General features: G+C 55.3%; 16 protein-coding genes. 12 read left to right on the top strand and 4 right to left on the bottom strand.

From position 1 onward, the window contains the following. Positions 1-110: 110 nt before the first annotated feature. A complete protein-coding gene (locus tag ABWV33_RS15925) occupies positions 111-2,360 on the top strand; it encodes a response regulator (protein WP_353332165.1) in 2,250 nt (749 codons plus the stop codon). Between the two features lie 19 nt (positions 2,361-2,379). Here ABWV33_RS15925 and yaaA read toward each other — a convergent pair whose 3' ends face one another. From yaaA to ABWV33_RS15910, 3 genes are all read right to left on the bottom strand, one after another. Beyond that, a complete protein-coding gene (gene yaaA / locus ABWV33_RS15920; protein ID WP_353332163.1) occupies positions 2,380-3,153 on the bottom strand; it encodes a peroxide stress protein YaaA in 774 nt (257 codons plus the stop codon). 32 nt (positions 3,154-3,185) lie between these two features. Then, positions 3,186-5,225 (bottom strand): DNA helicase RecQ, encoded by a 2,040-nt coding sequence (gene recQ, locus ABWV33_RS15915; protein WP_353332161.1) that lies wholly within the window; start codon positions 5,223-5,225, stop codon positions 3,186-3,188. Between the two features lie 140 nt (positions 5,226-5,365). Beyond that, entirely contained in the window at positions 5,366-5,653 is a 288-nt protein-coding gene (locus ABWV33_RS15910) for a YggT family protein (RefSeq protein WP_113823608.1), read from the bottom strand. Positions 5,654-5,783: 130 nt separating this feature from the next. Here ABWV33_RS15910 and ABWV33_RS15905 point away from each other — a divergent pair, with 130 nt between their 5' ends. The 11 genes from ABWV33_RS15905 to ABWV33_RS15855 all read left to right on the top strand — a co-directional run bounded on the left by ABWV33_RS15905 (position 5,784) and on the right by ABWV33_RS15855 (position 15,372). Next, a complete protein-coding gene (locus tag ABWV33_RS15905) occupies positions 5,784-6,332 on the top strand; it encodes an acyl-CoA thioesterase (protein WP_113823607.1) in 549 nt (182 codons plus the stop codon). A gap of 46 nt (positions 6,333-6,378) precedes the next feature. Continuing rightward, the gene (locus ABWV33_RS15900) at positions 6,379-7,746 is read left to right on the top strand and encodes an MFS transporter (RefSeq protein WP_164618741.1); all 1,368 of its coding nucleotides are present in this window, start codon (positions 6,379-6,381) and stop codon (positions 7,744-7,746) included. 35 nt (positions 7,747-7,781) lie between these two features. Beyond that, positions 7,782-8,618, top strand: coding sequence for a penicillin-insensitive murein endopeptidase (gene mepA, locus ABWV33_RS15895; protein WP_404932688.1), 837 nt, complete (start codon positions 7,782-7,784; stop codon positions 8,616-8,618). Beyond that, positions 8,591-9,475 (top strand): esterase-like activity of phytase family protein, encoded by an 885-nt coding sequence (locus tag ABWV33_RS15890; protein WP_353332158.1) that lies wholly within the window; start codon positions 8,591-8,593, stop codon positions 9,473-9,475. The genes mepA and ABWV33_RS15890 overlap by 28 nt, the downstream gene beginning before the upstream one ends. Before the next feature lie 94 nt (positions 9,476-9,569). After that, the gene (locus tag ABWV33_RS15885; RefSeq protein ID WP_353332156.1) at positions 9,570-10,199 is read left to right on the top strand and encodes a queuosine precursor transporter; all 630 of its coding nucleotides are present in this window, start codon (positions 9,570-9,572) and stop codon (positions 10,197-10,199) included. 267 nt (positions 10,200-10,466) lie between these two features. Further along, positions 10,467-10,886, top strand: a complete 420-nt coding sequence (gene arfB / locus ABWV33_RS15880; protein ID WP_113823602.1) for an alternative ribosome rescue aminoacyl-tRNA hydrolase ArfB — start codon at positions 10,467-10,469, stop codon at positions 10,884-10,886. A gap of 65 nt (positions 10,887-10,951) precedes the next feature. Beyond that, the gene (locus tag ABWV33_RS15875; RefSeq protein WP_121996318.1) at positions 10,952-11,698 is read left to right on the top strand and encodes an SDR family oxidoreductase; all 747 of its coding nucleotides are present in this window, start codon (positions 10,952-10,954) and stop codon (positions 11,696-11,698) included. Between the two features lie 25 nt (positions 11,699-11,723). Continuing rightward, positions 11,724-12,743 (top strand): P1 family peptidase, encoded by a 1,020-nt coding sequence (locus tag ABWV33_RS15870; protein ID WP_353332154.1) that lies wholly within the window; start codon positions 11,724-11,726, stop codon positions 12,741-12,743. Between the two features lie 111 nt (positions 12,744-12,854). Continuing rightward, positions 12,855-13,310, top strand: coding sequence for a c-type cytochrome (locus tag ABWV33_RS15865; protein WP_113823599.1), 456 nt, complete (start codon positions 12,855-12,857; stop codon positions 13,308-13,310). A 207-nt stretch (positions 13,311-13,517) separates the two neighbouring features. Continuing rightward, entirely contained in the window at positions 13,518-14,060 is a 543-nt protein-coding gene (locus ABWV33_RS15860) for an isopentenyl-diphosphate Delta-isomerase (RefSeq protein ID WP_113823598.1), read from the top strand. Between the two features lie 55 nt (positions 14,061-14,115). Next, complete coding sequence (locus ABWV33_RS15855) at positions 14,116-15,372, top strand: flavin-dependent oxidoreductase (protein WP_353332151.1); 1,257 nt, start codon at positions 14,116-14,118, stop codon at positions 15,370-15,372. On the opposite strand, the gene glpK is transcribed toward ABWV33_RS15855, so the two are convergent. Next, positions 15,369-16,847, bottom strand: a complete 1,479-nt coding sequence (gene glpK, locus ABWV33_RS15850) for a glycerol kinase GlpK (protein ID WP_353332149.1) — start codon at positions 16,845-16,847, stop codon at positions 15,369-15,371. The genes ABWV33_RS15855 and glpK overlap by 4 nt on opposite strands. Positions 16,848-16,893 lie beyond the last annotated feature (46 nt).

Here is a 16,893-nt window from a genome sequence, read left to right as displayed (position 1 = left end):
ACATGAGTCCCATCGCAATGGCAACGATTTCCCGCAACAGCCAAGGGTTTAAACACTTATTCACCGATTCATCCGATGGTGAGCGCCACGAACCGCTAAGGACCACCGGAATGAGCCTTGTCAACAAACTGGCCGAGGAACGGCGCGCACGTCTATCTGCCGAACGTTTGCTTGAGCTCAAGCAGGCTGAGCTGTCGGCTGCAAACCGAAAATTGGGCCGTCACGCACTTGCTTTGACGAAACAGATTGATGCCAAGCAAGCCGAGGTTGCAACCGTTCGCGACGAAAACGAAAAGGTGAAATCTGACCTGACCGTGGCCCATGCCAAGGTTGAAATTGCAGAACGGCGGTTGTGGCATTCCATCCAAACGATTCAGGATGGGTTTGCCTTTTTTGATTCTGATAGCACGTTGATTGGCGCCAATGCAGCCTATCTTAATGCGTTTGATGGGCTTGAAGAGGTGACGCCGGGGATTTCATACGCTCGGATTCTACAGCTGTTCACCGACGAAGGCGTTGTAAACACAGAACAACTTAGCCCCGAAGAGTGGCGTGATATGATGACCGAGCGTTGGGTTTCGCCGAACCCGGAACCCTTTGTCATGCGGATGTGGAATGACCAATACATCAAGCTCGTGGATCAACGCGGCCACGGTGGTGATGTGGTCAGTCTGGCGCTGAACATTACCTCAACAGTCCGATACGAAGCCGAATTGCGTGCTGCACGAGAACGCGCTGAAAGTGCAAACCGCGCAAAATCCGCATTTTTGGCAAACATGAGCCATGAAATCCGTACGCCCATGAACGGGGTCGTGGGCATGGCAGAACTGTTAACCGACACGACGTTGAGCGAGGAACAAAGGCTCTACGCCAACACGATCAAGAACTCTGGCGAAGCCTTGTTGGTCATCATCAACGATGTTCTGGATTATTCCAAAATCGAAGCAGATAAACTTGTGCTTCATCCAGAACCATTTGATCTGGAACACTGCATTCACGAGGTTGCGATGCTGTTGCAGCCTTCGGTGCGCGACAAAGATCTTACCCTTTTGGTGGATTACGACCTGTTCCTCCCGACAATATTCTCGGGCGATCCCGGGCGCGTGCGTCAAGTTCTGACAAACCTTGTGGGGAATGCTGTCAAATTTACCAAAGCTGGGCACGTCCTTGTTCGCGTAACCGGTGTGCCAGATCCCGTTTCGCAAAGCTGCGCGATTCATGTTGCGATCGAAGATACCGGGATCGGAATTCCGGCCAGCAAAATCAATCATATTTTCGGCGAATTCAATCAAGTTGAAGATGAACGAAATCGCCAATTCGAAGGGACCGGGCTTGGCCTGGCTATTTCTCAGCGGCTCATTGAATTGATGGGTGGGTCTGTTTGGGTTGAAAGCGAAGAAGGCAAAGGATCATGTTTTGGCTTTCGGGTGCCGATGCCGATGGCCGAAGGCCCACAACCCGCACCACCGCAACTGGTCCATAACATGCGCCACGTGATGGTGGTTGAAAACCTATGCGTCAATCGTGCAATCCTTGAGAAACAGATGTCTCAAATCGGCGCTAAGGTGACCTCTTGCGCGACAGCCGATGAAGCGCTGGAACTCTTGGATGATACAGTTGATATCATTCTAAGCGATCAAAACATCCCTGACCTGAATGGCCTGGAGCTTGCGAAGAAAGTCAGGGCCAAAGGGTGGAGTGACATTCCGTTTGTGTTGCTCAGCTCCAATCAACGAGAGGCACAGGCAGACCCTGCCAGCAAACACCTTCAGTGCATTTTGCAAAAACCCGTTCCACGCGCTGAATTGTTTTCACGTCTGGCGTCACTCACGCCCCCGTCTGGAGAAAAATCCAAACTCAGCGAAACCATCGGCAATGCAGAAGTTATGGAACCCAAACCAGAGCCTAGCGTTCCAGTCACGACAGATGCTCCTGACGCGCCGCAAACCGAGAAACGATTGATGCGGATCTTAGCTGCTGAGGACAATCGTACCAATCAACTTGTTTTCCGCAAAATGGTTCAAAAGCTCAACATAGAGCTCAAGTTCGCGAACAACGGTCTGGAGGCTGTCGAGGGCTTTACCGCGTTCAAACCTGATCTGATCTTTATGGATATTTCGATGCCCAAGATGGACGGCAAAGAAGCCACGATTGAAATTCGGAAACTAGAAGCCGGAACCGGACAACACGTCCCGATTGTGGCATTGACCGCCCATGCGATGACGGGCGATTCAGATGGAATTTTGGCTGCTGGTTTAGACCACTACCTAACCAAGCCACTGCGCAAGGCGTTGATTCATGAACGCATATTTGCGTCAGCGCCGAAAGATGCAGATCCTGTGCAGCCCCCGGACGCGTGAACCAAAAAAGCGCCGTGGCTCATTTATCTTGATAGGGGCGCACAAAGACAGGTTTGTTCTGCTCTGACAGATCAGCCCGGAATTCGTATCCGCCTATATCAAAGTCTTTGAGCGCCTCTGCATCCGTCAGCCTGTTCTGAACAATATACCGGGCCATCGCACCGCGCGCCTTTTTGGCAAAGAAGCTGACAATTTTGGGGGCCGCGCCTTTGTCTTCCATGAAGACCGGCGTCACGACGCGTAATTTCAGCGCTTTGGGGGCAACCGCGCCAAAGTATTCCTGACTCGCACAGTTGACCAAGACATCGGTCCCGATTTCCGCCGCCTGCGCATTTAAGCCTTTACTCAAGTCATCGCGCCAATAGTCGTACAAAGACTTGCCCCGCCGGGTTTTAAGCTTGCTGCCCATCTCCAAACGATAGGCCTGAATGAGGTCCAGAGGGCGCAACAAACCATAGAGACCTGACAAAATTCGCAAATGATCTTGTGCCCAGGCCATCTCATCGGCATCCAGTGATGCGGCCTCTAGACCTTGATAGGTATCGCCAGCAAATGCCAATGCGGCAGGGCGGGTTACATCGGTTGTTGGCTCGGGCTCAAAGGATTTGAAACGATCCCGGTTCAAGCGCGCCAAATCAGGGCTGATATCCATCAGCTTTTGTAGATCGCCAAGGGTCAAATTCCGCGCGGTTTTCACCAGACGGATCGCATCCTCTTGATAGTCGGGTTCGGTCGCAAGCACGTCACGCTCTGCCCAATCCAGCCGTTTGGCCGGAGAAATCACCACCAACATTTCAGTCCCCTAATTTCATCACTCAAGTTGATCTAGCTTGCCGCACGCAACACGTCCAGAAATGCAGCTGCAAAACGTTCTGCCCGACGTTCACCCAAGACGCGTACCACCCCTTGTGAGTCATCCGGGCGCATCTGTGCGACTTTGGCCAATTGCGAGGCAGAACAGCTAAGCGGCTTGTCTACCCCATCCATGCCGCGTGACAATTCCGCCTGTACTTCAAGCAATTGATCATACACCTCTGCGGTGCCGCGCCCTGCCAATTTGCGACGCGCCGGATGAAGCTCTTCGATCGCCCCGGTGATCACTTCGAGAAAAAGCGCGCCATAACGTTCAAGTTTTTTTGCCCCCACGCCCGCAACGCGCGCCATTTGATCCAGCGTTCCCGGGCGCGTTTCCGCCATTTCGATCAGCGTCCGATCCGGGAAAATCACATATGCTGGAACTTTGGCGGCTTCGGCCAAGAACCGGCGCTTCGCCTTAAGCGCAGACAGCAGTGGTGCATCCTCGTCTGAAACCATGGCTTTGACCGCGGGTCGCCGCGTTGCCTTGCGGATCGAGTCACGACGCAACTCGATACCCGCCTCACCCCGTAAGATCGGTTTCGCGGCCTCTGTCATGCGCAGCGCCCCATGGCGTTCACGATCAGGCCGCACCAGATCATGCCCCATCATCTGACGAAAAATCGCCTGCCACTGCGGTCGTGTATATTCTTTGCCAACACCGAACGTTTGGATCTGATCGTGTCGCCGTGCCAAAACTTTGTCGGTCTCATTGCCCAACAAGATGTCGATCAAATGACCGGAGCCAAACCACTCTTCGGTGCGTAGAATTGCGGACAGGGCTTTGCGCGCCGCCATTGTGCCATCGAACACATCGGCTGGGGTATCACACAAATCGCAATGCCCGCATTTTTCGGCGGTTTCCCCGAAATACCCCAGCAGTGTTTTACGACGACATTCCAACGCCTCGGCCAGCCCGAGCAGCGCATTCAACCGCCCATGATCGGCGTCGCGTCGGTCAGCGGGGGCCAAACCTTCGTCGATCTGCGTGCGGCGCAGGCGAATATCATCAGGGCCGAATAGCGTCAGGGTTTCGGCGGGGCCACCGTCCCGTCCGGCCCGTCCGATTTCCTGATAATAAGCCTCGATCGATTTGGGCAAGTCCGCATGGGCCACCCAGCGTATGTCAGGTTTGTCGATCCCCATCCCAAACGCCACGGTGGCTACCACAATCAGACCATCCTCACGGGCAAACCGGGTTTCAACGGTACGGCGATCTTCGGCCTCCATCCCGCCGTGGTAATAACAGGCTGTATGGCCGGCTTCGCGCAACCCCTGTGACAGGGTTTCCGTTTTGTTACGCGTGCCACAATAGACAATGCCAGATTGCCCTTTGCGGGCCGCAGCAAATTCAAGGATCTGGCGGCGCGGGCCATCTTTGGCCGTGAACGCAAGATGGATATTCGGACGATCAAATCCACGCAAAAAGGCGCGTGGTGGGGACCCATCGAATAGTTTTTGAACGATCTCTTCTTGGGTTTCCGCATCAGCCGTGGCTGTGAATGCCGCAAGAGGCACATCCAGCGCGCGCCGCAATTCGCCGATCCGCAGATAGTCCGGGCGAAAATCATGGCCCCACTGGCTGACACAGTGGGCCTCGTCCACGGCGATCATACTGACACCGATACGACGTAACATGCCCATGGCGGATCCGGCAGCCAAGCGTTCGGGCGCCATATAGAGCAGTTTCAGGCGTCCGGCTTCCAAAGCGTCCCAGACGGCTTCGGTTTCTTCGGGAGTATTGCCCGAGGTCAACGCCCCGGCGGCGACGCCTGCTTCTTGCAGGGCGCGCACCTGATCCCTCATCAAGGCGATCAGGGGGGAAATTACCACCGTCACACCCTCGCGCATCAGGGCAGGCAGCTGAAAACACAACGATTTACCCCCGCCCGTTGGCATGATTGCCAACACGTTTTCACCCGCTGTTACGGCTTGAACGATCTCTTCCTGCCCATCGCGGAAAGCGTCGAATCCAAAGACATCTCGCAACAGGGTCGCAGAGTCGGGCATTATTGGCAGGCCTCGTATGTGATTTTGTCTATCTGCTCTTGGAAGGCACAATCACATACTAAGAATCAGGGAACAAGAGGGTGCGCGCCCTCTTGTTCTTTCTGAACGTTTGGGGGGATTCCGACCGTCAGATCGTCGGGTCAGTAGAAAAACGCAATATTATTCGTCAGGATAATGCGGGCTGCAAAAACCCCCAGCAGAACGATCAATGGCGCCAGATCCAAACCAGACATCGGCGGCAGCATCCGGCGGATCGGACCATAAAGCGGCTCTAACACGCGATTCAACCCGTACCAGACCTGCGAAACAAGTTGCTGGTTCAGGTTAAGCACCTGAAAATTGATCAGCCAGCTCATGATCACATGAGCGATAATGAAGAACCAGACGACGTCCAGGATCAGCATCAGGATTTGGAACAGAGATTGCATAGAAGCTCGCCTTTATTTGAACCGCCTCAGACCTAAGCAGCCAAGACAAAAAGGGCAAGGGTTTCGCAAGGTTGTGGTTGACGTCACGCCGCATTGCGGCATGAGAGGCGCAAAGAAAGGTCCCATTCCCATGTTTCCGATTGTTCGCCTGATCAAAGATCTGATGGTTGCCCGCCGCATGCCACCTTTGAACCTGACTGAAACCCACGTGTCATCCCACATCTGTTGGCCCTGGGATTTGGATATCTGGCTCGAGCTGAACAATGGCCGCGCTATGACTCTCTATGATTTGGGGCGCAGCATGAATGCACAGCGCGTCGGGTTGATCAGCGTTATCACCAAAAAGCGCTGGGGCATGACAATGGCAGGCAGCACGGTGCGCTTTCGCCGTCGTATTCGGGGGTTCGAACGGTTCGAAATGCGCAGCCGGGCCGTGTGCTGGGACGACAAGTTTATCTATCTGGAACAATCCATGTGGAAAAAGAACGGCGAATGCGCCAGCCACGTTTTGTTCCGAGCCGCAGTCACCAATTCCAAAGGCATAGTAGCGCCAAGCAGGGTGTTGGCCGAAATGGGGCAGGTGGACAGTACATCACCAGACATGCCCGAATGGATTGCTGCGTGGTGCGCGGCTGACGTGCAACGGCCTTGGCCGCCCATGCAAGAGAGGCTTGCTTAAAGAGCGTAGAACTCGTCATATCAAGCCAACTCTGTCGGGGATGCGCATGACAACGATTTCAACACGCAAGCGGATTTGGGGTTGGTGGTTCTTTGACTGGGCCAGCCAACCGTTTCACACGCTGCTGGTCACCTTTATTTTCGGCCCCTTTTTTGCCGGGGTCGCTGCTGGTTATTTCATCGAAGCCGGCCTTGATAATCAAGCCGCCGCCGCCAAAGCCCAAAGCGTCTGGTCGCTGTGCCTGACAATCACCGGATTGCTGATCGGTTTTGGGGCCCCGTTGATCGGGGCCTTGGCCGATGTAACGGGACGCAGAATTCCTTGGATCTTTGGGTTTTCGGTGATGTACGTCGTGGGATCGGCGATGTTGTGGTACACCGCGCCTGACGGATCAAACATGTGGCTGATGCTGTCCGCCTTTGGATTGGGATTTGTTGGTGCAGAATACGCCCTGATTTTTATCAACTCTCAACTTCCAGAACTCGGAGACCCGAGCGAAGTTGGTGAAATCTCTGGTTCAGGGTTTGCCTTTGGGTATTTCGGTGGACTGGTCTCGCTTGCCATCATGCTGTTGATGTTTGTCGAACAGCCAAATGGGAAAACACTGATCGGATTGGATCCCTTTTTCGGGTTTGATGCCTCTCAGAAAGAAGGGACGCGCTTTGTCGGGCCGATGACGGCTGCTTGGTACGTGATCTTCATGATCCCGTATTTCCTATGGGTTCGGGATGCCAAGGCAACCGGAAAACGCGGTTCCTTTTCACAGGCGCTTGGCGTTCTAGGGAAATCTATTTCCAACCTCAAAACCCGTGTCAGCCTGCGCAGTTATCTTGGATCGTCGATGTTCTATCGGGACGCCCTGAACGGGCTTTACGGGTTTGGCGGGGTCTATGCCAAGCTGGTGTTGGAATGGGACATCGTCAAAATCGGCGTTTTCGGGATCATCAGCGTTTTAGCCGCCTCTATCTTTGCATGGATTGGCGGCAAGATGGACAAACGTTTTGGTCCCAAGCCGGTCATCATCGTTGCGATATGGGTTCTCATTTTTGTCTGCACAACGATCATCAGCATGGACCGAACACAGGTATTTGGCATTCAACTAGCGCCCGGATCAAACCTGCCGGATCTGCTGTTTTTCGGCTGCGGAATCCTGATCGGCGGCATGGGGGGCATTCTGCAAGCCTCGAGCCGCAGCCTTATGGTTCGCCATTCTGATCCCGAAACACCGACCGAAAGCTTTGGTTTATATGGTCTTTCGGGCCGTGCGACGGCGTTTATGGCCCCCATGTTGATCGGCATCGCCACAACAATGACAGGCAGCGCGCGATTGGGGGTTTCCCCAGTCATAGGGTTGTTTATCATCGGCCTTATCTTGTTACATTGGGTTAAACCCGAAGGAGATGGTTCCGAGTGAGAGTTCCCCGTTTTGTATTGTTTTCTTGTTTCCTGCTGGCTCTGACAACGCCCGCTTTTGCTGAACCTCTGGCAAAATCTCTGTTCGGTGCGAAAACCACCGGATCACAGCAAGCTGCAGCGCCTTTTGGCAGCTATGCCAAGGGGTGCGTTGCCGGAGCTGTTCAGTTGCCAGAATCCGGGCCGACGTGGCAAGCGATGCGTCTGTCGAGAAATCGAAACTGGGGCCATCCGGAAACCATCGACTATATCAAAAAGCTCAGCACCTTTGCGCGTAATCAACGCGGGTGGAGCGGGTTGTATATCGGCGACATCAGCCAACCCCGTGGCGGGCCAATGTTGTCAGGACATCGCAGTCACCAAATTGGGTTGGACATCGATATCTGGATGTTGCCAGCCAACAATCTGAACTTATCGCGTAAACATCGCGAAAACATCTCGTCGATTTCTATGCGCCGGTCCAAAGGGGCCTTTGTGAACAGCAACTGGACCCCACAACATCACGCGATCCTGCGCGCCGCTGCCAAAGACAAAAGAACAGCGCGGATTTTCGTATTTCCCGGGGCCAAGGTCCAGATGTGCAAGGATGAGAAAGGCAATCGGAAGTGGTTGCGTAAAATTCGCCCTTGGTATGGCCACCACTATCATTTTCATGTTCGGCTCAAATGCCCCCGTGGCATGAAAGGCTGTGTAAACCAAGCTGCTCCGCCCAAAGGGGATGGATGTGCCGATGCCCAGAAGTGGGTGAACGACATTCTCAGCCCTCCTCCGCCAAAACCGCGGGATCCGAACGCGCCTAAGCCTAAGCCTCGTCGTGAATACGTTCTGTCTGATTTGCCAAAACAATGTCGTTCCGTCTTGCAGTCGCAGTAGTCCTTGCGGTTCTGCTTAGCAGTTCAGCAATAGCGGTCAGCACACCAAAGGCGGTTCTGCTTGGCAGTTTCCCTTGGCAGGGGAAACAAGCATGGTTTGGCGGTTTTTCGGCCCTTGAAATGGCACCTGATGGGGGGTCGATGACCGTCCTCAGCGACCGGTCCACAATTGCGACCGCCCGCATTCAGAGAGACGGTGATCAAATCACATCCGTACAGTTCACGGCCAGCAACAAATTGAGATCCAGTAAGAACAAGATCCTGTCTGGGGGCGCCGGAGATTCAGAAGGATTGGTTGTCACGGGAAACGGGGATCTTTTCATTTCGTTTGAGGGTGTGCATCGGGTCGCTAAATACGACACCCTGTCCGGCATTTCCCATGTTCTGCCCCGTCCCAAGGCATTTCGCTCGCTCTCCAGAAACGGCTCGTTTGAATCGTTGGCTATGGATGCGCAGGGGCGGCTTTATACCATGCCCGAAGCCAATCGCGACATTAATGGCAATATCCCGGTCTATCGATGGGATGGCCGCCGCTGGTCTACTCCATTCAGCCTGCCAGCAACCCATGGCTTTCTACCGGTGGGGGCTGATTTTGATGCCCAAGGGCGGCTGTATGTCTTGGAGCGTGGAACCTCTGTGCTTGGGTTTCGCAGCCAACTGAGACGCTGGAAGGTGACCAACGCTGGTCTGTCTCAGCCAGAAACACTGTTGAAAACCGGGTCAGGGGTCCATGATAATCTAGAAGGTGTTTCAATCTGGCGAGATGATCGCAACCGATTGCGTGCGACCATGATATCGGACGACAATTTTATGTTTTTCCAACGCACAGAGCTAGTAGAATACGTCTTGCCCAACTGACTTGCGAAAATAGACCAAGACGTTTATGTGAGACGCTTGCCCGGGTCTATGACCGGGCCAAGTCGCCGCTACCTTGCAAAAACGGGCATACAAAATGACACGCGCACATCTCCCTGGCATTCTTGCCATGGCCATCATCGTGGTGGCCTCGAATATTCTGGTACAGTTCCTGTTCGGCCAATGGCTGACATGGGGTGCCTTTACTTATCCCCTCGCCTTTCTGGTCACTGACCTGATGAACCGCGTTTATGGCGCGGGTCCTGCCCGCAAAGTTGTCGTAATCGGCTTTGTCGTGGGTTTGATCTGCTCTTTGATTGGCACACAAATCATAGGTGAATTTGGCCCACTGGTCACGCTTCGCATCGCTCTGGGGTCTAGCCTTGCCTTCCTGACGGCCCAATTGGTTGACGTCAGCGTCTTTGCCGCCCTGCGCAAGGGCGCATGGTGGCGGGCGCCTCTGGCCTCCACGCTTGTGGGGTCAACACTGGACACGGCGTTGTTCTTTTCCATCGCGTTTTCAGCACAGCTGATGTGGCTGGAACCGGGCAACGACGTCAGCTGGGCAAACGAAGCCCTGCCTATTTTGGGCATGGGTCCGGTTGCTCCGCTTTGGGTGTCACTGGCAACGGCTGACTGGATGGTCAAGCTATCGCTGGCCCTGTTGGCGCTGATCCCATTCCGGATGATCGTCGCCTATCTGGATCCGGCCAAACGCACCGCCTAAAATTACCGCTTGGTGATTTTCCAATCCCGTGGCAAGCTCACCTTGAGTTCAACAAATGAAAAGGAGGTGATCCAGTGTCAAGAAAGGTATTGGAGAGAGGCGTCGGAACAATTCAGGAGAGCTCCCGTTAGGGCAACCCCTGGCGCAGCGCGCCACCTGAATTGATCTGAGATCAGGTCTAACCGACCCGACCTCCTGAAAACTTTCGAAGGGCCACCTGTACGGGTGGCCCTTTTTGATTGCAGCACAACAGTCTATGGTCGCCCTATGTTGCGGATAACAGACACCATACTCATCCAAGATTGGGAACTCAGCGAAAGCTTTATGCGGGCTTCGGGCCCCGGCGGGCAGAACGTGAACAAAGTCTCGTCCGCTGTCGAGTTGCGGTTCGAGGCTGAACGGTCGCCTGCCCTGCCCATCCCGGTCAAAAACCGGCTGCGTCGCCTTGCTGGACGACGGTGGACCAAGGATGGCGCAATTATCTTGCAATGCGACGAAACTCGTTCGCAGACACGCAATCGCGAGATTATTCGCGAACGGTTGGTCGACCTCATTACCCAAGCACTGGTCGCCCCCAAACGCCGCATCGCAACCAAACCCACCAAGGGATCCCAACGTCGCCGCATCGCATCGAAAAAGGCACGCGGCGAGATCAAAGCCCTGCGTGGCAAAGTCGGGGACGAATAGGCTGGCGTCTCAGTCTGGGACTGCTAGGGTCATCCCCGAGTCGCACTTTAGGGGAGGTGAAGCGTATGAGACTGCACGGAAAAACAGCGATCGTAACAGGTGGAGCATCTGGTTTCGGCGCCGGTATTGTCGCTAAATTTGTGTCTGAGGGCGCGCATGTGATGATCGCTGATATCAATGGTGAGGCCGCCGAAAAAGTGGCCGCTCAGATGGATGGTGATGCCTTCGCTCATCAGGTTGATGTTGGCAACGGAACCTCGGTCGAGCACATGGCTGAAACCGCCATTCGCACCATGGGGCACGTCGATATCTTGGTGAACAACGCAGGCATCACACATATGCCCACCCCGCTTGAAGACGTCAGCGAAAGTGATTTTGACCGCGTCTTTAACGTGAACATGAAATCCGTGTATTTCACCGCTCGCGCCTTGGTTCCGCATATGAAAGAGCGCGGCAAAGGCGCGATCCTGAACGTTGCATCGACTGCTGGCGTGTCCCCGCGTCCCAACCTGAATTGGTACAATGCGTCTAAGGGCTGGATGATCACGGCGACCCGCACGATGGCGGTGGAACTGGCCCCCTCTGGCGTGCGCGTGAATGCGTTAAACCCCGTGGCTGGGGAAACCCCGCTGCTCAAGTCATTCATGGGCGAAGATACCCCGGAAATGCGTGCCAAATTCCTGTCCACTATCCCGTTGGGCCGGTTTTCAACGCCCGAAGATATGGGCAATGCCGCCTGCTATCTTTGTTCTGACGAAGCCGGAATGATTACAGGCGTCGCGATGGAAGTTGACGGCGGTCGTTGCATCTAATCCAAAGTATTAAAGGACGCTCTTTATGATCCCCGGCCCTCGCAATTTGATCACTGACGTTCCCGGCCTTTTGGTGGGTAATGCGCAGAATGATGCCCTTAAATCTGGCGCAACCGTTTTGACGGCTGCGGAGCCGTTTGTGACCTCGGTGCATGTGATGGGCGGGGCGCCGGGCTCGCGGGAGACGGATCTGTTGGCCCCGGACAAATCAGTGGCCAAAATTGATGCACTGACCCTGGCCGGGGGATCGGCCTATGGGTTGGATGCCTGTTCGGGTGTTTCGGATGCGTTGCGGGCCCAAGGGCGCGGGTACAAGGTTGCCGAGGCAATCATTCCCATCGTTCCCGGGGCGATCATTTTTGACCTCTTGAACGGGGGCAACAAAAATTGGCAGGATAATCCATACCGGGCTTTGGGGCGTGCTGCATTTGAAGCGGCTGGACCCGATTTCGCCCTTGGAACGGCTGGGGCCGGAACCGGCGCCCTGACTGCGATGTTAAAGGGCGGACTGGGGTCTGCCTCTCTGGTTCTGGACAGCGGAATAACCGTGGCTGCCTTGGTCGCGGCCAACCCCATGGGCAGTGTCACCACCCCCGGAGATCGCCATTTTTGGGCGGCTCCGTTTGAGGTTGATGGCGAATTTGGGGGCATTGGACCCGACCCTGCCACCGGTTTGGGGCGCGTGCTGGAAAGCCGAAAGATGAAGACCATGCTGGGGCAGGCACAAGATCGGGCAAACACCACGATTGCCATCGTCGCCACCGATGCCATTTTGTCAAAGGCGCAATGCCAACGCGTCGCAGTGGCCGCCCATGATGGCATTGCACGTGCCGTTGTACCGGCCCATTCGCCGGGGGACGGCGATCTGGTATTTGCACTCAGCACCAGCGCCCAAGAGATGGCCCTGCCAGAGCGGGACCTGACGCATATCGGACATGCAGCATCAATCTGCCTCAGTCGCGCGATTGCACGGGGCATCCATCTGGCCACACCCGCAGCCGGAGACCCCTTGTTGTGTTGGTCACAAGCAAATTCCAGCGCCTGACACTAAGACCAAAGTGGCTGCGACACAGTGCCTGCACGTGGCAATCTGCCGGTTGACTCTTGGTCTACTTGCGCTCTTTTTTGCCACAGCTATTTTGTTAGGAGACTAGCCATGAACCGTATCGTTGCGACCGTGATCGTGGGACTATTGGCGTTCCCGGCGTTGGCCGAAGGTGACGCTGAAAAAGGTAAAAAAGCATTCAACAAATGCAAAGCCTGTCACACCATCGTATCCGATGAAGGCGAAACCATCATCAAGGGCGGCAAAACGGGCCCGAACCTGTACGGCGTTGTTGGCCGCGCGGCTGGCTCTGTCGAAGGGTTCAAGTATGGCAAAAGCCTTGCTGCAGCCGGCGAAAAGGGTCTTGTTTGGGACGAGGAAACATTTGTGGCCTATTCCAAAAACCCCAAGGACTTTCTCAAAGCATACTTGGATGACAGCAAAGCCAAATCGAAAATGTCGTTCAAGCTGAAAAAGGGTGGCGAAGACGTCTTTGCCTACCTCAGCAGCGTCGCACCTGCCCCTGCCGCCGCTGAAGAAGCGGATGCAGAACAGCCTGCTGACTAAGCCAATACCCAGTGAATTCCGAAAGGCCGCACCCCCTGCGGCCTTTCGTGCGCTTGATTGGTGGCCAGATCATTGCCACGTTAGAAAAAACGCAGGGTCAACTTAGATCTCTTGCACCCCAATCACCGCAGCGATCACAATGACACACTTTCAACATTCAGCCTGCTACAGCCCCTGTTTTCGCACTGCGGCCTCAGGAGCATCGACATGGGCATCTTGATCCCCGCCTGGGTTGATGGAGAACTCGCCCCTGTTGACAAACTGGAAGCCCACGAAAAGGGCCTGAAACACAAGGCCGTTTCGGTTTTCGTGGTCCGCGGCATGGATATTCTGATCCAGCAACGCGCCATGGGGAAATATCACACACCCGGATTATGGGCGAACACATGTTGCACACACCCCGATTGGGATGAACCCTCTTCAACCTGCGCTGTACGACGGTTGGACGAGGAACTGGGCATTAGGGGTATTTACCCTGAATTCCGCCATCGGTTGGAATACCATGCAGATGTGGGCAACGGCATGGTGGAAAACGAAGTTGTGGATGTGTTTCTGGCCCATGCACGCGGAAATTTACCGTTCACACCGAACCCCGAAGAGATCATGAATACGCGCTGGATCGACTATCATGATCTTCTGGCCGAAGTGCGCCGCCATCCCGAACGGTTCACGCCTTGGCTCAAAATTTATCTACATAACCATGCAGATACGATCTTTGGACCTGATCTGATCATTTCTGCCAAAGCCTAGGACTTGCCGCCCGCCCTATTCGCTGGTTGTGTGTTGGCAACGTGGGAGAGAGACAATGACCGTATTGATCGCCGGTGGCGGAATCGCTGGCCTGAGCCTTGGGTTAACCCTACACGAAATCGGTGTCCCGTTTCGTATCTTTGAAGCCGTCGATACGGTCAAACCGCTTGGGGTCGGGATTAATCTGCAACCCAATGCGGTGCGTGAACTTATTAACCTGAATCTTGAAACAGAATTATCCGCCATTGGCGTGCGGACCCGTCAGTACGGGTTTTATTCAAAGCTGGGCAAAACCATCTGGGAAGAGCCGCGCGGAACTTCAGCCGGATATGCCTGGCCGCAATACTCGGTTCATCGGGGGGAATTGCAGGTGATGTTGTATCAGGCCCTCATCGCGCGCGCTGGTTCCACGTGCCTTGAAACCGGTGCTCGGGCGGTTGGGTTCGAAAATACCGCAGATGGGGCAACGCTATTGCTAGAAGATGGTCGGCGAGAAACGGGCGCATTGCTTGTTGCGGCGGACGGTATCCATTCCGCCCTGCGCGCCCAGATGTACCCGTCCGAGGGCGCTCCGATCTGGAACGGCCGGGTTTTATGGCGCGCAACAACCAATGCGGACGCCTTTTTTGGTGGCGGGGCGATGGTGATGATTGGTCACAACGATTTGCGTCTTGTCGCCTATCCGATCTCGAACACCGACAGGCACGGTCAGGCAACCATCAACTGGATTGCTGAAAAGCGGTTTCCTCTCAATGCGTCGTGGAAAAAAGAAGACTGGAACCGGGCGGCTGACATCGGGGACTTTTTGCCGGACTTTGAGGAATGGGGCTTTGACTGGATTGATGTTCCAGCCCTGATCACAGGCGCTGATGTGGTCTATGAGTATCCTATGGTGGATCGCGACCCCCTACCCAACTGGACCGAGGGCAATGTAACGTTGATGGGCGACGCGGCGCACCCGACCTATCCCGTTGGATCAAATGGGGCGAGTCAGGCCATTCTGGATGCACGCCTCATCGGGGCGCAAATATTGGAACACGGTGTAACGACGCAGGCCCTGACCGCGTTCGAGGCCCAAGTCCGACCAATCACAACCGGCGTGGGTCTGGCCAATCGCGCAGGGGGCGGCCCGGATGGTGTTTTGCAGCAAGTTGAGGATCTGTGCGGCGGTGACTTTGACGTCATTGACGACGTGATCCCGATTGCAAAGCTGGCTGAGCACGCGGAAAAATACAAAACCCTCGCGGGCTTTTCCATTGCCGAGCTGAACTCACGCCCCCGGACAATCCCCGAGGGCGCAAAGCTAACTTAATACGTCATTGCTGCCTGCACTGCGCGCTGCCAGCGCGCATAGGCGGCATCGCGATCTTCGGATGGCATTTCAGGGCTGAACCGCTGATCCAATGCCCATGTCTGGGAAAAACCATCCTGATCGGGGTATACACCCGCCTGCATGCCCGCCAACCAAGCGGCCCCCAAAGCTGTGGTTTCCTGCATCACCGGGCGATCCACTGGCGCGCCCAGCAGATCTGCCAAGCCTTGCATCGCCCAATCCGACGCGCTCATCCCGCCATCAACCCGCAGGATCATATCGGCATCCGCACCCCAATCGCTCTGCATGGCCTGCCACAAATCTCGGGTTTGATAGGCAATGCTTTCCAGCGTCGCTTTGCACAACTCAGCCGGGCCTGTGTTGCGCGTCATGCCAAAGATCGCCCCACGACAGTCCGGTTTCCAATAGGGTGCCCCCAACCCGGTAAAGGCAGGAACAAGGACGACCGATTGCGCGGGGTCTGCATGTTGCGCCAGTTCACCGCTTTGGGCTGCGGTTTCGATAATGCCCAAACCGTCGCGGAGCCACTGCACCGCAGCGCCCGCGATAAAGATCGATCCTTCCAATGCATAAGTGCGTTGACCACTCAATTGATAAGCGACCGTCGTCAACATCCGGTTTTTCGACGTAACAGGCTCGGACCCTGTGTTAAGCAAAGCAAAACACCCGGTTCCGTAGGTTGATTTCATCATCCCCGGCGCAAAACAGGCCTGCCCTATTGTGGCGGCCTGTTGATCGCCAGCAACGCCCAAAATCGGGATCGCACCGCCCAACAAAGTGGTCAGCCCAAAGTCTGCGGCGCAATCCTGTACCTCGGGCAGCATCGCCATCGGCACGTCTAGCAAATCGCAGATCTCCGCGCTCCACTGACCCGTGTGGATGTCAAACAAAAGGGTTCGCGCCGCATTGGTAGCGTCGGTGACATGTCTCTGCCCCTCGGTCAGGCGCCAGATCAGAAAAGAGTCGATGGTCCCGAACAACAATTCCCCAGCCATTGCACGGTCACGCGCGCCGGGGACCGTATCCAGAATCCATTTCACCTTGGTGCCCGAAAAATAAGGATCCAGTAGCAACCCGGTTTGCGCTGTAATGTCATCCTCGCACCCGGCTTGGCGCAAGCGTTCGCAGGTTTGTGCGGTGCGCCGGTCTTGCCAGACAATTGCATTGTGGATCGGTTTGCCTGTGGTGCGATCCCAAACAACCGTGGTTTCGCGTTGATTGGTAATCCCGATTCCAGCGATTTGTTCAGGCCCAACACCCTGTGCCGTCATTACTTCGCGGCAAACGCTCAGTGTGGTTTCCCAAATCTCTTCGGGATCATGCTCCACCCATCCGGCTTGGGGGAAATGCTGGGTAAATTCCTGTTGGCGGGTCCCCACCCGTGCCATCTTGTCATCAAACAGAATGGCCCGGGACGATGTCGTCCCCTGATCGATTGCCAGAATATAGCTCATGCCTGCTCCTCATCGCATTTTGAGCGAGACTAGCCCGAGGGCAGGC

This window comes from Phaeobacter sp. NW0010-22, from assembly GCF_040365955.1.
Lineage (GTDB): Bacteria > Pseudomonadota > Alphaproteobacteria > Rhodobacterales > Rhodobacteraceae > OMPR01.
This window is presented reverse-complemented; position numbering and strand designations above follow the sequence as displayed.

Bases quoted from the DNA above. Each gene is read 5' to 3' on its own strand.
- ABWV33_RS15925 (WP_353332165.1), top strand. From the start codon at position 111: ATGAGCCTTGTCAACAAACTGGCCGAGGAACGGCGCGCACGTCTATCT.
- yaaA (WP_353332163.1), bottom strand. From the start codon at position 3,153: ATGTTGGTGGTGATTTCTCCGGCCAAACGGCTGGATTGGGCAGAGCGT.
- recQ (WP_353332161.1), bottom strand. From the start codon at position 5,225: ATGCCCGACTCTGCGACCCTGTTGCGAGATGTCTTTGGATTCGACGCT.
- ABWV33_RS15910 (WP_113823608.1), bottom strand. From the start codon at position 5,653: ATGCAATCTCTGTTCCAAATCCTGATGCTGATCCTGGACGTCGTCTGG.
- ABWV33_RS15905 (WP_113823607.1), top strand. From the start codon at position 5,784: ATGTTTCCGATTGTTCGCCTGATCAAAGATCTGATGGTTGCCCGCCGC.
- ABWV33_RS15900 (WP_164618741.1), top strand. From the start codon at position 6,379: ATGACAACGATTTCAACACGCAAGCGGATTTGGGGTTGGTGGTTCTTT.
- ABWV33_RS15890 (WP_353332158.1), top strand. From the start codon at position 8,591: ATGTCGTTCCGTCTTGCAGTCGCAGTAGTCCTTGCGGTTCTGCTTAGC.
- ABWV33_RS15885 (WP_353332156.1), top strand. From the start codon at position 9,570: ATGACACGCGCACATCTCCCTGGCATTCTTGCCATGGCCATCATCGTG.
- arfB (WP_113823602.1), top strand. From the start codon at position 10,467: ATGTTGCGGATAACAGACACCATACTCATCCAAGATTGGGAACTCAGC.
- ABWV33_RS15875 (WP_121996318.1), top strand. From the start codon at position 10,952: ATGAGACTGCACGGAAAAACAGCGATCGTAACAGGTGGAGCATCTGGT.
- ABWV33_RS15870 (WP_353332154.1), top strand. From the start codon at position 11,724: ATGATCCCCGGCCCTCGCAATTTGATCACTGACGTTCCCGGCCTTTTG.
- ABWV33_RS15865 (WP_113823599.1), top strand. From the start codon at position 12,855: ATGAACCGTATCGTTGCGACCGTGATCGTGGGACTATTGGCGTTCCCG.
- ABWV33_RS15860 (WP_113823598.1), top strand. From the start codon at position 13,518: ATGGGCATCTTGATCCCCGCCTGGGTTGATGGAGAACTCGCCCCTGTT.
- ABWV33_RS15855 (WP_353332151.1), top strand. From the start codon at position 14,116: ATGACCGTATTGATCGCCGGTGGCGGAATCGCTGGCCTGAGCCTTGGG.
- glpK (WP_353332149.1), bottom strand. From the start codon at position 16,847: ATGAGCTATATTCTGGCAATCGATCAGGGGACGACATCGTCCCGGGCC.